Genomic DNA, 19894 nt, shown 5'->3' on the forward strand with positions numbered 1-19894 from the left:
TCTCAGTCGCGACAAGTGAGGTTTTTATGTGAATCACTTCACAAACTTATTGTAACTTAATACTCATTCTTTTTCTATAGCTTTAAACAGATGTCACAAGATGCACTTAACTATACTGATATAGTAAAAAAGAAGGACCACTACGATGTGATCCCTTCCCTTTCCACTTGTTCAACCTTGGACTTCTTATTCTGTTTTTGTTTTAAGTAAACATAAACACAACCTAAACATCCTAGATAGCATACAAATGCTGATAAATAAAAGGCAATTGTATAACTTTGAGTAGCATCAATAATATAGCCTGTCACAATAGGTGAAAGCCATTGACCTATTCCAAAAAAGATAGTAATAAATCCTATCGCAACTGTAGTTTTATCCGCCCTTGTAATTTCGCTCACAGTTGCTACAGTAACAGTTGGTACACCCCATAAAGTCAGAGCATAAATTACTGACTGAATATAAAGTATCGTTTGGTGAGTAGTAAGCGCAAACCCTATCAAGATACCCGCTTGTATGAAACAAACGATAAATAAAGTGGGCATTCTTCCTATTCTGTCTGAAAGCCCCCCAAGTAAGAATCCACTAACAATACTGACAAAACCAGCACTAGAAAAGAAAAAACCTGCTGTTTGCTTCTCTAATTGTACAGTATTGATTAAATAGTCAACGAAAAAAGTGGAGAAGATTAAATAACTGAATCCCCATGAAAAGAAAATCAAACCGATGACCCAAATCATATTACTTTTATAGACATTTACAATTTTATTTTCTTCTTCTACATTTATCGAACTTTTTCCGCTAAATTTAGGACCTTCCGTTTCACCAACTGGTTTCAACCCTATTTTCTTCGGATCATCCACTAATAAAAAGAAGTTGATTAATAGAATGATAATTGATAGTACTGCAAGCACTATCCAGCTTACACGCCATCCTTCAGAAGGAAACATCGTAATTAAAAAAGGAACTAAGAATCCACTAGCTACCATTCCAAAGCTCGAGCCAGAATTCGTAACACCCAATGCAGTTCCTCTATATTTAGCCGAAAACCATTTACCTACTAAGCCTAAAGAAGCAACATTAACCCCACCTGATCCAATACCAATTAGAAAACACGTAAGGTATGCTGTCCAGAAGTTAATGACAATACTACTAAGACCCATACCTAAAATTGTAATGGCAAGAGCAGTAAGGATAACTTTTTTCGCGGAGAAACGACTTACTAGATGACCAACAACTGTTGCACTTACTAAATAGCCTAAAAAAATAGCAGAGGCAATAATTCCTGCCTCGCTATAACTTATCGAAAGTCCTTCCCTCATAAAGGGAATAATCGCAGCAAAGGAGAATCGACCAAAACCTAAGCCTGCCAAAACGTTTAACACTGTGACTACTAGAATAATCCAGCCTCTATGAACCTTACTATTCTTCATTTATTAAAACCTCATTATGTCATTTTGTTAGCTTAAAACGACTCACAATTCGATTAAGAGAAGTTGCCTGTTCTGCTAGTTCAGCCGCTCCATTTGCTAAGCTTTCAATTCCTTGTACATGCTTATCCACACCATTGACCGTATCTTCTACTTTTAAAGTAAATACTTCCGCAATTTTAGCAACACCACTTACGGAACTTCCTAATTGCTCACCATTTTGTATAAGCTGATTCACAAAATTTTCATTTCCTGTTACAGATTCCTTTGTATTTTGTGAAGTAACCTTTAAATGGTTAATTGATTGACCTGCAAGCTGAATCGTATCTAGACCATTATGAATTAAAATGGTATTCTCTTTTACTTGCTCCGCTGATTCATTGATTTCATTTCTTACATTCTCAATTGTCGAAACAATTTCAGTTGCGAAATAATTTGTACTTTCCGCCAGCTTCCTAACCTCGTCAGCAACAACTGCAAAGCCTCGACCGGCATCTCCTGCCCTACTAGCCTCGATTGATGCATTTAAGGCAAGTAAATTTGTTTGTTCAGCTATTTCAGTAATAGAAGAAATCTTACTCATAACAACATTCGTATCCTCAGCAACTTTCATTATCTTATCAGATGCTTCTTCAATTACTTTTTCGACAACCTTCATTTTCTTTTCAAGTGATTGAATGGCCCCTTGTCCTTCGTCTGCTATTGTTGCTGCATTTTCAGATACATGAACAGAGCCTTGGATTTCTTTTTTCATATTACGTAACCCATTATTCATATTTTGAATCATCGCATCAGCTGATTGAAGCGCTGACATTTGATGCTCTGCTCCACCACTAAAAACTTGCATTGTTTCAGAGAAATCTTTGAATGTACCAGAGAGTACTTGAGTTTCCTTTGCCTGCTCTTTACTAACACTATTAAGAGAAGTTACCGAGCGATTTAATTCATCGATTATATTTTTCACACCTAATATAATCTTATTAATCTCAAACCCTATTTGATGAAATTCATTTCTCGAGTTGTTTTGAACTTCAACTGTTAAGTCACCAGCACAAACGGTCCTTGTAATGGAGTACCATTTGCGTAGTGCCTTTCGTACATTCGTATAAAAAACCAATGCAAGGAAACTTGTTAACACTACACCGAGAATAGCCATTGTTATTAGAAAAGCAGTATTAAGCTGGAGTACGAGCCCTGTAATTAATGCCCCAGCGATAGGAACTACCGTAATCGAGCCAACCAAAATAGCTAACGATGGTCGATGGCTAATTCTTCCCACCCTTACATTAAGTTGTTTTCCGTCCTTGTCCATTATGATAGGAACAGTTGCATCAATAATAACTTCGCCCGTATCACGAGAGTACATTTGTGCCAGGGGCTCTTTAGTATTTGCACAGTTTTGGCTAATTGGGTCTGTGAACGTGCCTCCCTCTCTGAGACGGTTCGTATGTATAACTCCTACGCACTCATCACTTATTATGCCAATATATTCATCCTGCTCTAATTCCTCATCGAGAATTGAACGAATATATTCCTCTCTTCCATTTAAATCATCAGTTGTTACTAATTCTTTCTGTAAACGTTTGGATACCCGTTCAGCTTTTTTTAGGATACGCTGAGCCAAGGCTGAATTAACAGTCTGAGTCAATTTTCATGCCTCCTTAATTACTTATGATTACCGAACTAAGGAAGCATGAATCGCCTCCTGTAAGCGCTTTAAATCATTAATATTAAAGTTCTATTATAAAACTATCAATCTATTATTTATACGAAATTCTCATTCTTGCGATAAACCATCCCCTCGGATAGTGAGACTAATGTACCTGCTTCGTCCTTCACTTCAATACGATACAATCCTAGACGGCTTGATTTATTATCTTCTGAAGCAACTGCTGTTAATTTGTCTCCTGATTTTGCTGGTGAAACAAAGTGTGTTGTCATTGTAATACCAACAGCTGTTTGTCCATGTGAATTACTCGCATAAGCAAAAGCAGCATCAGCTAAAGAAAAAATAGCTCCCCCATTTGCACTCCCATGGAAATTTAACATATCATCTGTCAATGTCATCTCCACTTCAGCATACCCCTCTGAAACTTTTGTAATTGACATTCCTAATAATTTTGCATATGTATCTTCTTTAAACTTTTCAAGTGCTTTCATATTGTTTCACCTCATAATTATTATTCTAGTTAGGAATTTCATATTCTTCTACCAATTAGGTGATATATTACTAAATTACGTAGTTATAGATAAGCAGAATATATCATAATTTGTATATTATAGTCAAATAATAGTAAGAATATTCTGGTTTCAAAACCTATGAAGGAGCCCCATAATAAAGCCTTTCTTTTATTTTATTATGGGGCTAATAATCTATCTTTCTTTGTAACTGATATGATGCTTTTCCGCTCATTTCTATTGCCTCATTAACCATACCTTCAAGAAGTTCCGTTACAGTTGGAATATCGTTAATTAAACCAGCAACCTGACCACTATTTAGATGACCTTGATCGGTTTTCCCTTCAATTGCACCTGTTAGATGACGCACTTCATCTGTATGCTCATTAAACTGCTCTAAAGTAATTCCCTTCTTCTCCATTTCAAGAAGTGTTTGAGCATAACTAGTATTTAATAAACGGCGTACACGGCCAACCGTCCTACCTACTATTACCGTGCTAGTATCGTCTGCATTCACAATTCCTTCTTTATAGTTTTCATGTGCTAACGACTCTTGTGTAACAATAAAGCGAGTTCCCATTTGAACACCAGACGCACCTAATGAAAGCATCGCTAATAATCCTTTCCCATCAGCAATTCCTCCAGCTGCTACAACAGGTACACTCACAGCATTAACTATTTGTGGGATAAGTGTTAACGTTGTCGTTTCAAAATTAGAGTTAATTCCAGCCGCTTCATATCCTTCAGCAACAATCACATCAGCTCCAGCAGCTTCGGCTTTCTTTGCTTGTTTTACAGAAGCTACAACACAAATGACTTTAATTCCATGTTCTTGAAACTTTTTAATATACGGTGTTGGGTTCCCTGCCGATAATGAAACAACAGGAACGCTTTGTTTAACAATTAGTTTCATAACATCCTCTGCATACGGTTGAACAGTTATAGCAATATTCACACAGAAAGGCTTATCCGTTTTTGCTTTGACTGCAGTAATGATTTCTTCAATCTCACCCGGAGTCATCGTTCCTGCCCCAATAGTACCTAAGCCACCAGCTTCTGAAACCGCTGCAGTTAACTCTGCATGACTGAAATTCCCCATTCCACCTTGAATAATGGGATATTTCAATGAAAGGCATTCGCATAATATATTCATAATTTCACCTCACGTAGAAATAGTGTTATACTTATTCTATCTTATAATATTAGGGAGGTCTAGTATGCTTTATCCATATGGCGAAAAAATTCCGAATGTTTCAAATAGTGTTTTTGTTGCTCCTGGTGCCCGTATTATCGGAGATGTAACGATAGGAGACGAATCAAGCATTTGGTTTAATGCGGTTTTACGCGGAGACGAAGCACCAATTAAAATAGGGAAACGCTGTAATATTCAAGATAACTCTACATGTCACCTTTACGAAGATCAGCCTCTCATTCTTGAGGATGAAGTGTCTGTTGGTCACAATGTAATCCTCCATGGCTGTACAATACGAAAGGGCGCTTTAATCGGTATGGGTGCTACTGTATTAGATGGTGCAGAGATTGGAGAATATGCATTTATCGGAGCAAACACACTTATTCCGCCTGGTAAAAAAATACCGCCACGTACAATGGTGATGGGCTCACCAGGAAAGGTAATTCGTGAACTTACAGATAAGGATTTTGAACTTATCCAACTAACAATCGATACGTATACTCAAAAAGGCAAAGAATTTTTAGAACAATTAGGTCGCCCAGAATAGGCTCCAATAAAAAATAACCTTTGGCCATGTGCCTTAGGTTATTTTTGTTATTTGTAATAGATTTTTTTAAGTCTATTAATTATCTTGATTGACCATCAGTGGATGACTAAAAATATCATAGTCTTTACTCTTTTCAGTAGAGTTATTGCCTTCTTTAAAGATTTCTTCAAAGAATTGATTCGCAGGCTCTGCAAGTGCTTTATAATAATCAGAGAATAGAGACGCTGCTGAGTCACCAAGCCACTTATTCGGTAATAGTTCAGCTGGTAAACCTGGGTCAACAAATAAAAACTTACGGTATTCATGAACAAGAATAGTTCTTTCTACAAAGCACTCCCCTGTTGACATGTCACCTTTTTCAATTTTATTTCTACTAATAATATACTTCTGACTATATTCTCTAATAAACTCTTCATAACGCTCATTAATTTCTTCAAGATCCCAGCACTTTGATACTAGATTCTGATTTTCCTCTGGACCCTCGTAATCTGCTATAAAAAAATTAACATATTGCTTGAGGTCATACTTTTCTATCATATCATATACTTGAATTTCTAATTGATTAGGAGATATCCAACAGCTATTAAACATTGAACCGAATCCACTCCAGACAAGCTCCTGACGAACTTCATCACGGATACTTCGTTTTTCCTCTGGAATTGTATACATTAAGATTCGCCACTTACCATCCCAAGAATGAGGATTTAGCTTAAAAATTCTAGTAGCAGCCTCTTCAATACGATTTTTGCCACGGTTAGTCAAAGAATAATAGCTCTTGTTCCCTTTTTTATTTGATTGTATCCAGCCCTGCTTGTTCATTCTAGAAATTGCTGCACGAACCGATTGGTCATTATGCCCGAACTCCTGTAATAAACGTATAAGACTACCAATCCATACTTCATTGCCATAATGACGTATATAATCACCGTACAAGGTAAAAATCATCGACCTCGTGTTAAGGGAATTTTCCAACTATATCACTCTCCTTTCACAAATACTTAGTTATTATACTATAATTTCAAAGATTCGAAAATCTCTAAAGTAGTTAGTAAACAAACAAAGGACTAATACTATAGAGAATTAGTCCTTTGTTTACTATGTGGTCAAACAACTAAGCTACTATATCAATTATATGCGTATTACCCTCATGACATGATATATTATAGCTCATTTTCAATTATTTGAAAACTGCTTTTGTTACTCACCTTTGAAGTTTGGTTTACGTTTCTCTGCGAATGCTTCCAACGCTTCTAAACGGTCTTTAGTTGGAATGATCATTTCATACGCTTTTGATTCAATTGCTAAACCAGTTTGTACGTCTACATCCATCCCATGACGAATTGCATGTTTTGCTTGTTGTAACGCTAGTGGTCCATTCTTAAGCATTTGGCTTGCAAACTCCTCACAAACAGCAAATAATTCGTCTGCTCCTGTTACACGGTTTAAAATCCCTAAATCTAACGCTTCTGCAGCAGGGACTTTTTTCGCAGTTAAAATTAATTCCATTGCTCTTGATTGCCCGATAAGTCTTGGTAATCTTTGTGTTCCACCTGCACCAGGAATAATAGCCCAACTAAGCTCTGTTAAGCCCATTTGTGCATCTTGTACAGCAATTCTAAAGTCACACGCTAATGCTAGTTCAAAACCGCCACCAAACGCGTATCCATTAATTGCAGCAATAGTAGGCTGTGGTAATGCTTCAATTGCAGAAAAAACGTCTCTAATTGCTTTTACATTTCTTCTTACTTCTTGCTCGTTTAAGTGTTTACGTTCTTTTAAGTCAGCTCCTGCACTAAACGATTTCTCTCCAGCTCCAGTAATAACGACAACACGCACATCTTTATTAATATGAATATCATCTACTACACTTTGTAGCTCTTGTAATGTTTCATAGTTAAAGCAGTTTAATGCTTCCGGACGGTTAATTGTTACATAGGCAAGATTATTTTTTATTTCATAGTTAATTGTAGCCATTTTAAATCTCCTCACTATAATGTATTAAAGCATAGGAAAGGATGATGAAAATTACAACCTCCATCATCCAATCTTTGTATATAACTAGTAAGACTGCACTTTTTAAAAGCTCTATTAATCAGTCTTTACGTAATAGAGTAATTACTCTACATTCTCTACAATTGTAGCGATACCTTGACCTACTCCAATACACATTGTAGCAAGACCATGTTTAACATTACGCTTTTTCATTTCATAGATTAATGTAGTAAGAATTCTAGCACCACTTGCTCCTAGCGGATGACCGAATGCAATCGCTCCACCATTAACATTCACAATATCAGTATCTAACTCAAGCTGATTGATACATTCTAATGATTGAGATGCAAATGCTTCATTTAATTCAATTAGACCGATATCTTCTTTCGTTAAGCCTGCACGTTGCATAGCTTTACGAGAAGCGTAGATAGGTCCGATACCCATAATACGTGGCTCTAAACCTGCTGTAGCTGAAACTGTATATTTTACTAGTGGTTTTAATCCTAGTTCTTTCGCTTTTTCAGCCGTCATTAATAAAAGTGCACAAGCTCCGTCATTTACACCTGAAGCATTACCAGCTGTTACTGTTCCACCTTCAAATAATGGACGTAATTTTGCTAGTTTTTCTAAAGATGCGTCATGACGAGGATGTTCGTCTGTATCAACAACTGTTACATTTCCTTTACGGTCTTTGATTGTAACAGGAACGATTTCTTCTTTAAATCGGTTTTCTTCCATCGCTTTTTTCGCACGCTGCTGACTCTCAAAAGCAAATTTATCTTGATCTTCTCTTGAGATATTGAATTGCTCTGCTACATTCTCAGCTGTTTTTGGCATCGTATCTGAGCCATACATTTCAGCTAATGCTGGATTCGTAAATCTCCAACCAATTGTTGTATCGAACATCTTCATGTCGCCACGAGGATAATCAATTTCAGGTTTCCCCATAACAAATGGAGCACGAGTCATGCTTTCTGTACCACCCGCAATAAAGATATCTCCTTCACCACAAGCAATTGCTCTTGCAGCATATGCTACTGCATCTAAACCAGAACCACATAAACGGTTAACCGTAGTACCACCAATTTCAACAGGTAAGCCAGCAAGTAATAGAGACATACGAGCTACGTTACGGTTGTCTTCCCCAGCTTGGTTCGCATTTCCGAAGACAACTTCTTCAATTTGTTCTGGAGGAAGATTAGGATTTCTTTCAACTAAGGCTTTAAGAACTACAGCTCCTAAATCATCTGGACGTACTGATTTAAAAGCACCTTTATATTTGGCAACTGGAGTTCTGACTGCATCAACAATTACAACTTCTCTCATGCTTTATCTCTCCCTTAATTCTTTTTACTTATTTAGTATAGTCGTAAACGCCACGACCTGATTTACGGCCTAATCTTCCTGCTTTAACATACTTTTCAAGAAGTGGGCAAGGTCTGAATTTTTCACCAAGTGTCGCATGTAAATATTTTAAGTTATTTAACCTAGCATCTAAACCAACTAAATCACCTAATTCAAATGGACCCATTGGGTAGTTTAGTCCTAACTTAATCGCTTTGTCGATTTCTTCTGGAGTACCTACACCCTCTTGAAGCATATAGAATGCCTCATTACCAACCATTGCACTAATACGGCTAGTAACGAAACCAGGGAACTCATTAACAACAACTGTTTCTTTACCCATATTTGTTGAAACTTCTTCAACAACTGCCACTGTTTCATCAGATGTTTCTAATCCTCTTACGATTTCAACTAAAGGCATTTTATGAACAGGGTTAAAGAAATGCATCGCAATTACTTTTTCAGGACGCTTTGTATATGAACCAATTTCAGTTGGACTCATTGTAGAAGTGTTTGTAGCGAAATAGCAGTTTTCAGAAGCATTAGCATCTAATGTTTCAAATACACTTTGCTTGATTTCTTTTTTCTCTGGAACAGCTTCAATTACTAGATCAGCTGTTTTCGCAGCTTCACCGATATCTGTCCTGTACGATAGGTTCGCTTTTCCTTTTGCAGCTTGCTCTTCCGTTAATTTATTACGCTCTACACCTTTATCAAAAATCTTTTCGATTTCTACTTGTGCACTTTTAATCGCTTGCTCATTAATATCAACTAATGTTACATCATAGCCTCCAGTAGCGGAAACATATGCAATCCCTCTTCCCATAACACCAGAACCTACAACCGTAATACGTTTAACCACAGCATTTCCTCCTATAACATTCCTTATTTATATCCTACCGACTATCAAAAAAGGTAAAAACAACCTATTTTATATTTATAACAGAAGGCGAGCACTCCCTTTTATTCAAAGAAGAATGCTCGCTATAATCGAGACTATACGCCAAATGGATTAATTGGACGGCTACCAAAGTACGAAAGAATACTCTTATCCTCTGTATATAAATCTAACGTTTCAATACAAAGCTCACGACCAAAACCTGATTGCTTATAGCCACCAAACGGTGTACCAGGGAATGCTGAGAACGGACAATTAATCATAACAATCCCAGCTTGAATTTGGTTAGCCACACGCTTAGCGCGCCCTTGGTCTGTAGTCCAGATTGCTGAACCTAAACCAAACTCTGAATCATTCGCATGTTGAATCGCTTCTTTTTCGTCACTAAACTTCTGAACAACGACAACTGGGCCAAAGATTTCTTCTCTAACTACCTTCATGTCTGGTGTTACATCTGTAATGACTGTTGGTGCATACCAATGTCCATTTTCAAATCCTTCAATCTTAAGCTCTTCTCCACCAGTTGCAATAGTTGCTCCGTCTTCAATAGCAGACTTTACGTAACCATCAATTACTTCAAGCTGCCCACGGCTAATGATCGAACCAACATGCGTTTTCGGATCAAGTGGATTACCTAGCGTTAATAGCTTCGTTTTCTCTATGAATTTTTCCATGAACTCATCATAGATGTCTTCATGAATATATAATCTAGAACGCGCTTCACAAGACTGTCCAGTATTATAGAATATTCCAAATAATGAACCTGCAACCGCACCATCAATATCAGCATCAGGGAATACTAGATTCGGAGATTTCCCTCCTAATTCTAATGTTACACGCTTAAGTGTTTTTGATGCTTTTGCCATAATATCTTTCCCAGTTGGTGTTGAACCAGTGAAAGCTACTTTATCAACACTTGGATGCTCAACTAAATGGTCACCAATTGTTGAACCAGGTCCTGGAACAATGTTAACAACACCTTCAGGAACTCCAGCCTCATGACAAATTTCAGTTAAAACAATTGCAGTTAATGGAGTTAAGCTTGCAGGCTTGATAATTACAGAACATCCTACTGCAATGGCAGGTGCAATTTTCCAAGCTGCCATCATCATTGGGTAGTTCCAAGGAATGATTTGTGCACAAACCCCAACAGGTTCTTTTTCTGTATAGTTAAAGAACGGTCCAGGTACATTATTAACTGTTCCACGATGACCTACAATTGCTCCTGCATAGAATTCAAAGTCTTCAATTGATTGAGTAACTTGTCCTTGAGCAGCAGTTAATGACTTACCACTGTTCAATACTTCTAACTCAACTAATTCATTAAAACGAGAACGCATAATTGAAGCAATTTTATTTAACACACGTGAACGTTTATTTACAGGGTAATGGCGCCACTTACCATTGTCAAAAGCGTTTCTTGCTGCTATTACAGCACGCTCCGCATCTTCCTTAGTTGCTTTTGCTACCTTTGCCAACGGCTCTCCAGTTGCAGGATTATACGTAGTGAACGTTTCTCCAGAAGAACTATCAACTCTTTCCCCATTAATGACTAGTTGATAAGACTCACGTTTCACTTCCATTGGTTCAAATTGATTTTTCTTCTGTGCAACTTTTGACATGATTACCACTCCTAATTATCGAATATATTATTCCAGTTTAGATTACTCTCCAGTAAACTCTGGTCTTCTTTTTTCAATAAAAGCTTGGACTCCTTCACGATGGTCCTTAGATAATCCTGCTGTTCTTTGTCCATAGGCTTCTTTTTCTAGCATTTCTGTCAACGTAGCAGTTGAACTTTCATATAGATACCTTTTGATTAATCCAATTGCCTTTGTAGGCATGTTCGCAAGTCTTTCCGCGAACTTTGTAATTTCGTTATCCCACTCTTCAACAGTGACCTTTTTCGTAATTAAACCTAAAGACAATGCTTCGTCAGCAGAAATTTTTTCGCCAAGGATTGCTAATTCTACTGCTTTGGCATGACCAACAATTCGCGGTAAGTAGTAAAGGCTACCAGAATCGGGAATTAACCCAATATGAATGAATGCTTCTATAAAACTAGCTTTTTCTGACGCGATGCGGAAGTCACACGCAAGGGCTAGGCTCATACCTGCTCCTGCAGCTACACCATTTACCGCAGCAATAATAGGCTTCTCAATCCCTGCAATCTTCTCGATTAATGGATTATAGCGTGTACGCAAAAATTCAGCATGGTCAGTACTTTCATCAACATCAACAAGGTCTTGTCCTGAACAAAATGCACGTCCAGCCCCAGTAATAACAATACATCGAACATTCGCATCTCTTTCAGCTTCACGAAGGACTTTAATCATTTCTTTATTCATCACTTCAGTAAAAGCATTTAGCTTATCCGGTCGATCCATTGTAATCCAACCTACTAAATTCTTAACCTCGTACTTTATTGTCTGATACATAGATTACCTCCTTCCTTTACTCCCCAGTAAAGTTCGGCTTTCTTTTTTCGATAAACGCTTTCATCCCCTCTTTTTGATCCTGAGAACCAAAAAGTAAGTAGAAATTTTTACGCTCTAGTTGTAAACCATCTACTAAAGGAGAATCGACAGCTTTATTAACAGCTTCTTTAATTAGCCTTAAAGATAGTGGAGCTTGATTAGAAAGACGTTTCGCAAACTTCATTGTTTCTTCAAACAAGACTTCTTTTCCTACTAATCTATTAACTACTCCATAATCATAAGCTTCTTTTGCTGGCATAGGAGCACCAAGCCAAAGCCATTCAAGTGCTTTCGCCTTACCCATTATCTTTGTTAGTCTTTGCGTACCGCCAGCACCTGGCATAACTCCAATGTTTACTTCTGGAAAGCCAAATTGTGCTGATTCTGCAGCAAACAAAATGTCACAATTCAAAGCTAGTTCAAATCCACCACCAAAGGCATAGCCATTTACTGCCCCAATAATTGGTTTCTTAATAAGAGCGATACGATCCCATACAGCAAACTGATCTAACTTCTCAAGAGAAATTGGAGTATCTTCTGCCATCTCATCAATATCAGCTCCAGCAGCAAATGCTCGATCATTACCTGTTACGATGATAATACGAACTTGTTCTTCCTGGTCAAACTGCTCAAGAGCTGCTACGATCTCATCAACCATCGGACGGTTTAAAGCATTTAAAACCTTAGGGCGGTTGAGTTGAAGAACACCAACCGCATCTTCCGTCCAGGTTTTGATAAACTCATAATTACTCATTGATTTCCTCACCAATTAGTAATGTAACAATATCACCAGCAAAGCTCATTACATCTTTACCAGATGCTTTTGCTTCGTCTGTTTTCATCGCTTCTTTAAAAGCGTCCATGTTATCGTAGTACATTTCACATTGTAGGTAGTAATCTGTTTTCCCCATTGGAGAACCAACGATTTTTGTTACTTCCATTTTTCTTAGACCAGGAATTTTTGCTGTAAGTGGAGCATGAACGTTAAAGTAATGATCATCGAACGCAGCCTTATCTGCAGGTTCTTTGTATAAAGCAATTAGTTTTAACATAGGAATAATTCCTCCGCTTCCATTAAGTATAGGTTATATTGATTTAAAAAAATCCGGGAACGAAAATTATTTCGTTCCCCTCTTTTTTTATCATATGTTATTGATGTGAAGCAACTGGTTTCATTGCCTCAAACGGATTTTTGCAAGATTTACAATACAAAATACTTCTACAGGCAGCCGGGCCAAAAATATTTTCCAATGTTGTGTAAGTTGACCCACAGTACGGACAGTCAACCTCCCACGGATCTCCTTCTTTGTGGTTAGCTGGAGGAGGAGCAACACCGTATTCTTTCAACTTCTCTCTACCTTCTTCTGAGATTCGGTCTGTTGACCAACTGTCATCAAAAACATACGTAACCTCTAAAGTTCCGGTAACATCAATTTGATTGTTTACAGCATTTTTTACATCACGAGAAATGATATCTAACGCAGGACAGCCAACAAATGTAGGTATTAGCTTAATATGAATATTATTATCTCCATCTAAGATAATGTCATATATCATCCCTAACTCTCCAATACTCACTGAAGGAATCTCTGGGTCCTTTACGTCATGTAGTGCTTTCTCTATTGCTTCTACTGATACTTTCATTTTCTCAGTCATGTTGTTCCCCCCACTTCTAAAATCCCACTAAAGAAGTTGCTTTTTCTTTACTGGCTTACCATGCAGCTGCACGGTCAATATTGTAAACTTCAGATAATGTGTCAATTGCAGTTTTTAACGCTTCTGTGTGTTCCCCTGCTCTTCCATCACCTTGTACTAGCTTAGGCTTTTCAGATGGCTTCTTCAAGTTAAGCTCATTGAAAACTTGCTCCATCTTGTCTAACCAACGTTGAGTTAGTAGCTCTTCGCCTTCGATTAATCCAAATTCAGCCATTGGAATTCCTTTAGAACCTAGAGTTAATACTCCACCAAAATCATTCCAAACTCTCTCAACTTGTTCTACCATTCTATCACGTGCAGAACTATCAACTAATTGTTTGAACCATACATCCCAGTGCATAACATGGTAGTATTGTTCTCCACTAATTGATCTAGCAGCTTGTGCTAATGGCTCATATGAAGAGTTTTTAAGAGAATCTAAACGGATTTTCTTAGCTACATCATAGAAGTAGTTTCTTACTACGGTGAAAGCCCAATCATATTCTGGCTCAACTAGGTAAGTCCCTGGTCCATTAACTTCTTCTAGTAAAATAGCATTCTTTCTTTCTTCAGGAGTACGTGCGTGTGCAAGAGCATTTGCATCTCCTTCACCCATTTGCTCAAGAAGCTCATAATATAGTGTAGCATGACCCATTGTATTTTGGTTAACAGATGAGTAGGCAACATCTTCCTCGATATGAGGGCAAAGACCTAACCATTCCGTTCCTCTAAAAGAAGTAAGGAAGTCATCATCAGCTAATTGGAATAATAGTTCTTTTAATGCTTCTTTATATTCTGGTTGTTGGTTTAACTCTTCAACTGTAGTTATTTTCATTTTTTATGACCTCCAGCCCATGAAAGGATTTCTTCCTCATCTAACATTCCTTGTTCTTTTTCACGCCATTTTTTTCTTAAATAACCATAACCTTTAGTCTCACGGAAATCTTTGTTATCAAGACGAGTAACGCTATTTCTTTCGTCCGAGCTTAATGTACGGATATCTGAACATTTCACTACCCATACATCATATACAGGTTCACGTCTCATGAAGTTCTCCTGCGCCATAACTAGTGCTACTTCTTGGTTTGGTGCTAACAGAGTGAATTGCTCTTGCATTGGTGCTGTTGCTGTTCTACGACTAAACACTTGATACTCATCATAAAATTTATCGATATTTTCTCTTGTCATTCCGATATACCCCCTGACTATTTTCTTTAAATTATACTGCTGAACCTTCAGTTGCTTTTTGTCCTAATGCTTCACGAACCCATGCGTTCTTATCATAAGAAATTTTTCTTAGTCGAATACGCTCTTGTGACATTGGTCCATTATTAGAAATGATTTTCTTGAACTCATTCCAATCTGGTTGTTGATAAGTCCAATCTTTTGTTTCTTCATCGAATTTAAGTGTTTCATCAGGAATTGTGATTCCTAGTGATAAGATTCTTGGAATATATTTAGTAAAGAAATACTGACGTAATTCTTCGTTTGTATTTTTACGGATAACATACTTAATCATTGTATCCTGCTTTGATGCACCAGTTGTAGCCGGGCTTGGTGGTCCAAAGAACATTAATAATGATGGCCACCAGCGATCGAACGCATCCTGTACCATTGCTTTTTGCTCTTCAGTTCCTTCAGCTAATTGCATGATAATAGCTTCACCATGTTGTGCATGGAATACTTCTTCAGCTGCGATACGCTTTAATGCACGTGCATATGGTGCGTATGAAGCATCTAACATGTTTGTTTGTGTAATAATAGCTGCTCCATCAACTAACCAACCAATTAGACCAGCATCTCCCCAAGTTTCCGTTTTCATGTGGAATACATTGTGGAATTTTAAATCTCCAGTAAATAAATCTTGCATTAAGTCTTCACGGTTTCTTCCAAGAGGTTTGATTAAGTCTTCAGCAACACGTAATAAAAGTTGTCCGTGACCCATCTCATCTTGTACTTTCGCCATAATCCCTAACTTACGACGTAATGTTGGTGCTTTAGGAGTCCACTCTTTCTCTGGAAGCGCTCCCATAATTTCACTCATGCCGTGCATTGAGATTAGTTTAATTAGTGCCATACGGTAATCTTCTGGCATCCAATCATCAGCCTCAACTTTTCCACCTGCTTGTATATGTGCCATAAAATCTTCGTATCTTTTTTGTTCAGTAGGATCATTATATTTAACTTCTACACTCATTATTTAAACTCTCCCTTCGTCTTTTGTATGACGTTGTTATAACGTAACTATAAATTATTGTCATACTAATGTCAACTTATTTCTAAAAATAAAAGTAATTTTCTAAAAATTTCTTTTTATAGCAGCTACCTTCTATTATATGAAAGAAATAGTCTCTATGGTGATTATTCTTGTATAAACGAATAAATCGATTATTAAACGGAACAGCTATTTTTCGTAATGAAAGCAGCAAATAAAATAATTCTTTTCCTATTATACATACACCTATAATTCTTATTGAAATACTAAATGATACTGTCCACTGCCTGTCCAATTTTCTATTATTCATTTTATGGTAAAAATGATTTAAATTACTATTATTGAGCGTATTTATAGCAAATTCAGCTCATTATATATTATATTATTAAAAAGAAGTACAATTTTCTGAATTTTGTATTGACTTTTTCATGGCACCGTTTTACCCTTGTCTATGTAACGTATTAAAATTCATACGTAAATAATTCGTCAGTTTATTAGAACATCTAACAATATAGTCAACTTTTACTATATTAAAATTAAATAGGGGGAATAAACATGAGTTTTTACAGCGAGATTGAATCTGCACCTCAGTCAGAAATACAGGAGGTACAAATAAAGCGTTTACAAGAAACAACACAACGCGTTTTTGATAATGTGCCTTTCTATCAACAGAAATTTGCAGAGCTAAACATAACTCCAGATGATATTAAAACTCTTGAAGACGTTCAAAAGTTACCATTTACTCAAAAACATCATTTACGTGAAAGCTATCCTTTCAAACTATTTGCAGTACCTACTACAGAATTAGTTAGAATTCACGGTTCATCTGGTACAAGTGGTAAACCAACAATTGTTGGATACACTCAAAACGATATTGACATGTGGGCTGAATGTGTAGCACGTGCAATCGTAGCTGCCGGTGGTAAGAAAGGTGATATTCTTCATAATGCATATGGTTACGGTTTATTTACAGGTGGTCTTGGAGTACATTACGGGTCTGAAAAACTAGGCTGTGCTACTGTTCCAATCTCAGGCGGAAACACAGATCGTCAAATTACGTTAATTCAAGATTTTGAACCAACTGTGATTACTGGTACACCTTCTTATGTACTTAATATTGCTGAAAAAATGGAAAGAATGGGTATTAACCCAGCTGAAACCAGCTTAAAATATGGTATCTTCGGAGCTGAACCTTGGTCAGAAGAAATGCGTGCAACTCTTGAAGAGAAACTTGGCATTAAAGCCGTTGATATTTACGGTTTAAGTGAAGTAATGGGACCTGGTGTTTCTATCGAGTGCCACGAAGCACAAGACGGACTTCACATTGCTGATGACCACTTCTTAGTTGAAGTTATCGACCCTGAAACTCTACAACCGGTACCTGAAGGTGAAGACGGAGAATTAGTATTCACTAGCTTAAGTAAAGAAGCACTACCAATTATCCGTTACCGTACTGGTGACATCGCTTCAATTACTAGAGAAAAATGTAAGTGCGGACGTACAACTACAAGAATGTCTCGCGTTAAGGGTCGTATTGACGACATGATTATTATCCGTGGCGTTAACGTATTCCCTTCTGAAATCGAGCGTTATTTATTACAAATTGATGAGCTAGTACCTCATTATCAAATTCACCTAGTGAAGTCTGGTACAATGGACGCTGTTCAACTTCACGCAGAAATGAAGGAAGAATTCTTTAACAATATCCCAGGTCAAGACATGGAGCACGAACTTGTCCTTAACCTAAAACGCAAAATCCAAAACTCTATGAAAAACAACTGCCTAGTTACTATGGACATCCATGTTGGTGCTCCTAACTCAATTCCTCGTTCAGAAGGAAAAGCAGTTCGTCTAGTAGATAAGAGAAAAGAAACAGCACCAGCTAAATAATAACGATGAAAAGCAATGTGTGGATCCACTTGAACTACTAGTTCAGTGTGTGAAGCCATTGCTTTTCTTTTTCTACTAGAAGCTATTTCTCTTCTACACTATATAACAAAACCACTGGTCGGTTATATGAAAAAAATCACAGTATCGGAATTATTCCAACACTGTGATTACTATGAATACTTCTATTTACTATCTGCATTATTTTGCTGCTCTCGTTCAATACGCTCTTGCTCTTCTAAATCCTTTTGTCGCTGCGCTTCCGCCTTCAACACTTTGTGATAGGTTATTTTCGATACCCATATACTTACCTCATATAATAGTAACAAAGGCACCGTTACCATTAAATGCGAGACTATCTCTGGAGGAGTAATAAAGCCAGCTATCACTAACAAAATAAAATAAGCAAATTTTCTAATTCTTGATAATAATTCTGGAGTAACAATCCCAAGCCGCGTTAAAAACATGATAATAACAGGAAGTTGAAATAGAAATCCAAATGGAATTGTTAATTGAAACAAGAATGAAAAGTACTCATTAATACCGTATTGCTCAGTGATATTTAACTGTTCAGCCAGTGTTCCCATAAACTGTATCAAAAAAGGGAAAATAATAAAATACGAAAAAGAAATCCCTAATAGAAACAATCCAAATGCTAATGGAATATAAGATAACGTTACCCTTCTCTCTGTATGGTGAAGTCCTGGACTAATAAAAGCCCAAAACTGATACAAAATAACAGGAGAAACAAGTAATATTGCACTAAAAAATGCAAAAGTCATATAGACCTTTAAAGGGTCTGTCAATTTAAAAGCATTCATCGGCAGATTCTGAGCTTCTGGTGCGCTCTGTAAATACGTAATCATTGGTCCTGCCAGAAAGAAACCACCTATCATCGCAAATACAAAAAAGACAAGCACGATGATTATTCTCTTTCTTAATTCACCAATATGATCATAAAGGGACATATCATTTTGCTTCATTTGACTACCCTTCCTAACTAATTCTTATCTTCATTATTTTTCTTTTTATCATCGTCGTCCATCATACCTTTAGTTGCCTTTTTAAATTCTCTTAAAGTATTCCCTGCTGCTCTTCCTAGCTCAGGTAACTTTTTTGGTCCAAATATAATTAGCGCTACAATTGCTATTAACAATAGGCTCCCAGGTCCTATGTTCATATAGCTCACCTCCTACTTTCTCTTTAGTAACATCTATTAAATACATACAGAACTTTTCCACGTTAGACTTTAGAGAGGGTAATGTTTCAAGAAATAACTCAATGCCTGTAATTCAACTGATAAATCAATATGATGAACTCTAACATTTGAAGGTACTGTTAATCGAGCTGGTGTAAAGTTAAGAATTCCTTTAATCCCTGCCTTCACTAGTCGGTCCGCAATTTTTTGTGCTGCAGCTACTGGCACAGTAAGAATTGCCACCGTTACCTCTTCATCTAAGCATTCTTCTAGATTATCGAGATTATATATTTTAACTCCGCCTATATCCTCACCGATTTTATCCTCAGACACATCAAAAGCCATCACAATTTGTGTGTTGTTATTTTTTGCAAAGTTATAATTTAAAAACGCCGTTCCTAAATTCCCTACACCAATGAGGGCTACTTTTGTAATTTCATCTTGATCAAGTGTCTTTCTAAAAAAAGATAGGAGATAATTAACATTATAGCCATACCCCTTCTTCCCTAGCGCTCCGAAATAAGAAAAGTCTCTTCGAATTGTAGCGGAATCTACTTTAACAGCTTCACTTAATTCTGATGACGATACACGTTGTTTCCCTGAGGCGTGCAGGTTTTCTAAAAAGCGATAATACAAGGGCAATCGTTTTGCCGTTGCTTGTGGTATCTTATTTTGCTCGATATTCATAAATCGCCTCCGCTATTAGCCATGTCCATTACCACCAATAAGTAGTGATAGGACAAACTCTATACCTATATTGTACAACATTTTATCATGTATGTAATCGTATTAACCTATTATTCATCAAGTTGTTGATTGTATGGGAATCGGTTACACTTAAGGT

21 protein-coding genes are annotated in these 19894 nt (G+C 37.0%); 2 read left to right on the forward strand and 19 right to left on the reverse strand.

Features of this window, described 5'->3' with window-relative positions:
* Positions 1-140 precede the first annotated feature (140 nt).
* The 4 genes from CD003_RS15410 to CD003_RS15425 form a co-directional block, all read right to left on the reverse strand.
* Positions 141-1430, reverse strand: a complete 1290-nt coding sequence (locus tag CD003_RS15410) for an MFS transporter (RefSeq protein ID WP_096201945.1) — start codon at positions 1428-1430, stop codon at positions 141-143.
* Between the two features lie 19 nt (positions 1431-1449).
* Positions 1450-2793, reverse strand: a complete 1344-nt coding sequence (locus CD003_RS15415) for a methyl-accepting chemotaxis protein (RefSeq protein ID WP_373558577.1) — start codon at positions 2791-2793, stop codon at positions 1450-1452.
* Between the two features lie 398 nt (positions 2794-3191).
* Positions 3192-3587, reverse strand: coding sequence for a hydroxyphenylacetyl-CoA thioesterase PaaI (paaI, locus tag CD003_RS15420; protein ID WP_096201948.1), 396 nt, complete (start codon positions 3585-3587; stop codon positions 3192-3194).
* A 205-nt stretch (positions 3588-3792) separates the two neighbouring features.
* Positions 3793-4758 carry an NAD(P)H-dependent flavin oxidoreductase gene (locus tag CD003_RS15425; protein WP_096201949.1) on the reverse strand — a complete coding sequence of 322 codons (966 nt, stop codon included), beginning with the start codon at positions 4756-4758 and terminating at the stop codon, positions 3793-3795.
* Positions 4759-4822: 64 nt separating this feature from the next.
* Here CD003_RS15425 and CD003_RS15430 point away from each other — a divergent pair, with 64 nt between their 5' ends.
* Positions 4823-5344 carry a gamma carbonic anhydrase family protein gene (locus CD003_RS15430; protein ID WP_096201950.1) on the forward strand — a complete coding sequence of 174 codons (522 nt, stop codon included), beginning with the start codon at positions 4823-4825 and terminating at the stop codon, positions 5342-5344.
* Between the two features lie 75 nt (positions 5345-5419).
* Here the strand turns inward: CD003_RS15430 and paaX are convergent, their stop codons facing one another.
* The 12 genes from paaX to paaA form a co-directional block, all read right to left on the reverse strand.
* Positions 5420-6289 carry a phenylacetic acid degradation operon negative regulatory protein PaaX gene (gene paaX, locus CD003_RS15435; protein ID WP_096202368.1) on the reverse strand — a complete coding sequence of 290 codons (870 nt, stop codon included), beginning with the start codon at positions 6287-6289 and terminating at the stop codon, positions 5420-5422.
* Between the two features lie 252 nt (positions 6290-6541).
* Positions 6542-7318: an enoyl-CoA hydratase-related protein gene (locus CD003_RS15440; RefSeq protein ID WP_096201951.1), complete on the reverse strand. Its 777-nt coding sequence runs from the start codon at positions 7316-7318 to the stop codon at positions 6542-6544.
* A gap of 141 nt (positions 7319-7459) precedes the next feature.
* Complete coding sequence (locus CD003_RS15445; RefSeq protein ID WP_096201952.1) at positions 7460-8662, reverse strand: acetyl-CoA C-acyltransferase; 1203 nt, start codon at positions 8660-8662, stop codon at positions 7460-7462.
* 28 nt (positions 8663-8690) lie between these two features.
* Entirely contained in the window at positions 8691-9542 is an 852-nt protein-coding gene (locus CD003_RS15450; protein WP_096201954.1) for a 3-hydroxyacyl-CoA dehydrogenase, read from the reverse strand.
* A 134-nt stretch (positions 9543-9676) separates the two neighbouring features.
* The gene (locus CD003_RS15455; protein ID WP_096201955.1) at positions 9677-11200 is read right to left on the reverse strand and encodes an aldehyde dehydrogenase family protein; all 1524 of its coding nucleotides are present in this window, start codon (positions 11198-11200) and stop codon (positions 9677-9679) included.
* 42 nt (positions 11201-11242) lie between these two features.
* Positions 11243-12016, reverse strand: a complete 774-nt coding sequence (locus tag CD003_RS15460) for an enoyl-CoA hydratase-related protein (RefSeq protein WP_096201957.1) — start codon at positions 12014-12016, stop codon at positions 11243-11245.
* A gap of 16 nt (positions 12017-12032) precedes the next feature.
* Positions 12033-12809: an enoyl-CoA hydratase-related protein gene (locus tag CD003_RS15465; protein WP_096201958.1), complete on the reverse strand. Its 777-nt coding sequence runs from the start codon at positions 12807-12809 to the stop codon at positions 12033-12035.
* On the reverse strand, positions 12802-13107 hold the full coding sequence (locus tag CD003_RS15470) for an EthD family reductase (protein WP_096201959.1): 306 nt from the start codon (positions 13105-13107) through the stop codon (positions 12802-12804). Before CD003_RS15470 ends, CD003_RS15465 begins: the two co-directional genes overlap by 8 nt.
* Positions 13108-13204: 97 nt before the next feature.
* On the reverse strand, positions 13205-13711 hold the full coding sequence (paaD, locus tag CD003_RS15475) for a 1,2-phenylacetyl-CoA epoxidase subunit PaaD (protein ID WP_096201960.1): 507 nt from the start codon (positions 13709-13711) through the stop codon (positions 13205-13207).
* A 55-nt stretch (positions 13712-13766) separates the two neighbouring features.
* Positions 13767-14585 (reverse strand): 1,2-phenylacetyl-CoA epoxidase subunit PaaC, encoded by an 819-nt coding sequence (paaC, locus tag CD003_RS15480; protein WP_096201961.1) that lies wholly within the window; start codon positions 14583-14585, stop codon positions 13767-13769.
* Positions 14582-14938: a 1,2-phenylacetyl-CoA epoxidase subunit PaaB gene (gene paaB, locus CD003_RS15485; RefSeq protein WP_096201962.1), complete on the reverse strand. Its 357-nt coding sequence runs from the start codon at positions 14936-14938 to the stop codon at positions 14582-14584. Before paaB ends, paaC begins: the two co-directional genes overlap by 4 nt.
* Before the next feature lie 31 nt (positions 14939-14969).
* Positions 14970-15947 carry a 1,2-phenylacetyl-CoA epoxidase subunit PaaA gene (gene paaA, locus CD003_RS15490; RefSeq protein ID WP_096201964.1) on the reverse strand — a complete coding sequence of 326 codons (978 nt, stop codon included), beginning with the start codon at positions 15945-15947 and terminating at the stop codon, positions 14970-14972.
* A 573-nt stretch (positions 15948-16520) separates the two neighbouring features.
* Between paaA and paaK the strand changes: the two genes are divergently transcribed.
* Positions 16521-17855, forward strand: a complete 1335-nt coding sequence (gene paaK, locus CD003_RS15495) for a phenylacetate--CoA ligase PaaK (RefSeq protein ID WP_096201965.1) — start codon at positions 16521-16523, stop codon at positions 17853-17855.
* Positions 17856-18037: 182 nt separating this feature from the next.
* On the opposite strand, the gene tatC is transcribed toward paaK, so the two are convergent.
* The 3 genes from tatC to CD003_RS15510 all read right to left on the reverse strand — a co-directional run bounded on the left by tatC (position 18038) and on the right by CD003_RS15510 (position 19737).
* A complete protein-coding gene (gene tatC, locus CD003_RS15500) occupies positions 18038-18835 on the reverse strand; it encodes a twin-arginine translocase subunit TatC (protein ID WP_096201967.1) in 798 nt (265 codons plus the stop codon).
* Positions 18836-18852: 17 nt separating this feature from the next.
* Positions 18853-19032: a twin-arginine translocase TatA/TatE family subunit gene (locus tag CD003_RS15505; protein ID WP_096201968.1), complete on the reverse strand. Its 180-nt coding sequence runs from the start codon at positions 19030-19032 to the stop codon at positions 18853-18855.
* 69 nt (positions 19033-19101) lie between these two features.
* Positions 19102-19737, reverse strand: coding sequence for a redox-sensing transcriptional repressor Rex (locus tag CD003_RS15510; protein ID WP_096201969.1), 636 nt, complete (start codon positions 19735-19737; stop codon positions 19102-19104).
* Positions 19738-19894 lie beyond the last annotated feature (157 nt).

Source organism: Bacillus sp. FJAT-45350, from assembly GCF_002335805.1.
Classification (GTDB): Bacteria; Bacillota; Bacilli; order Bacillales; family NISU01; genus FJAT-45350.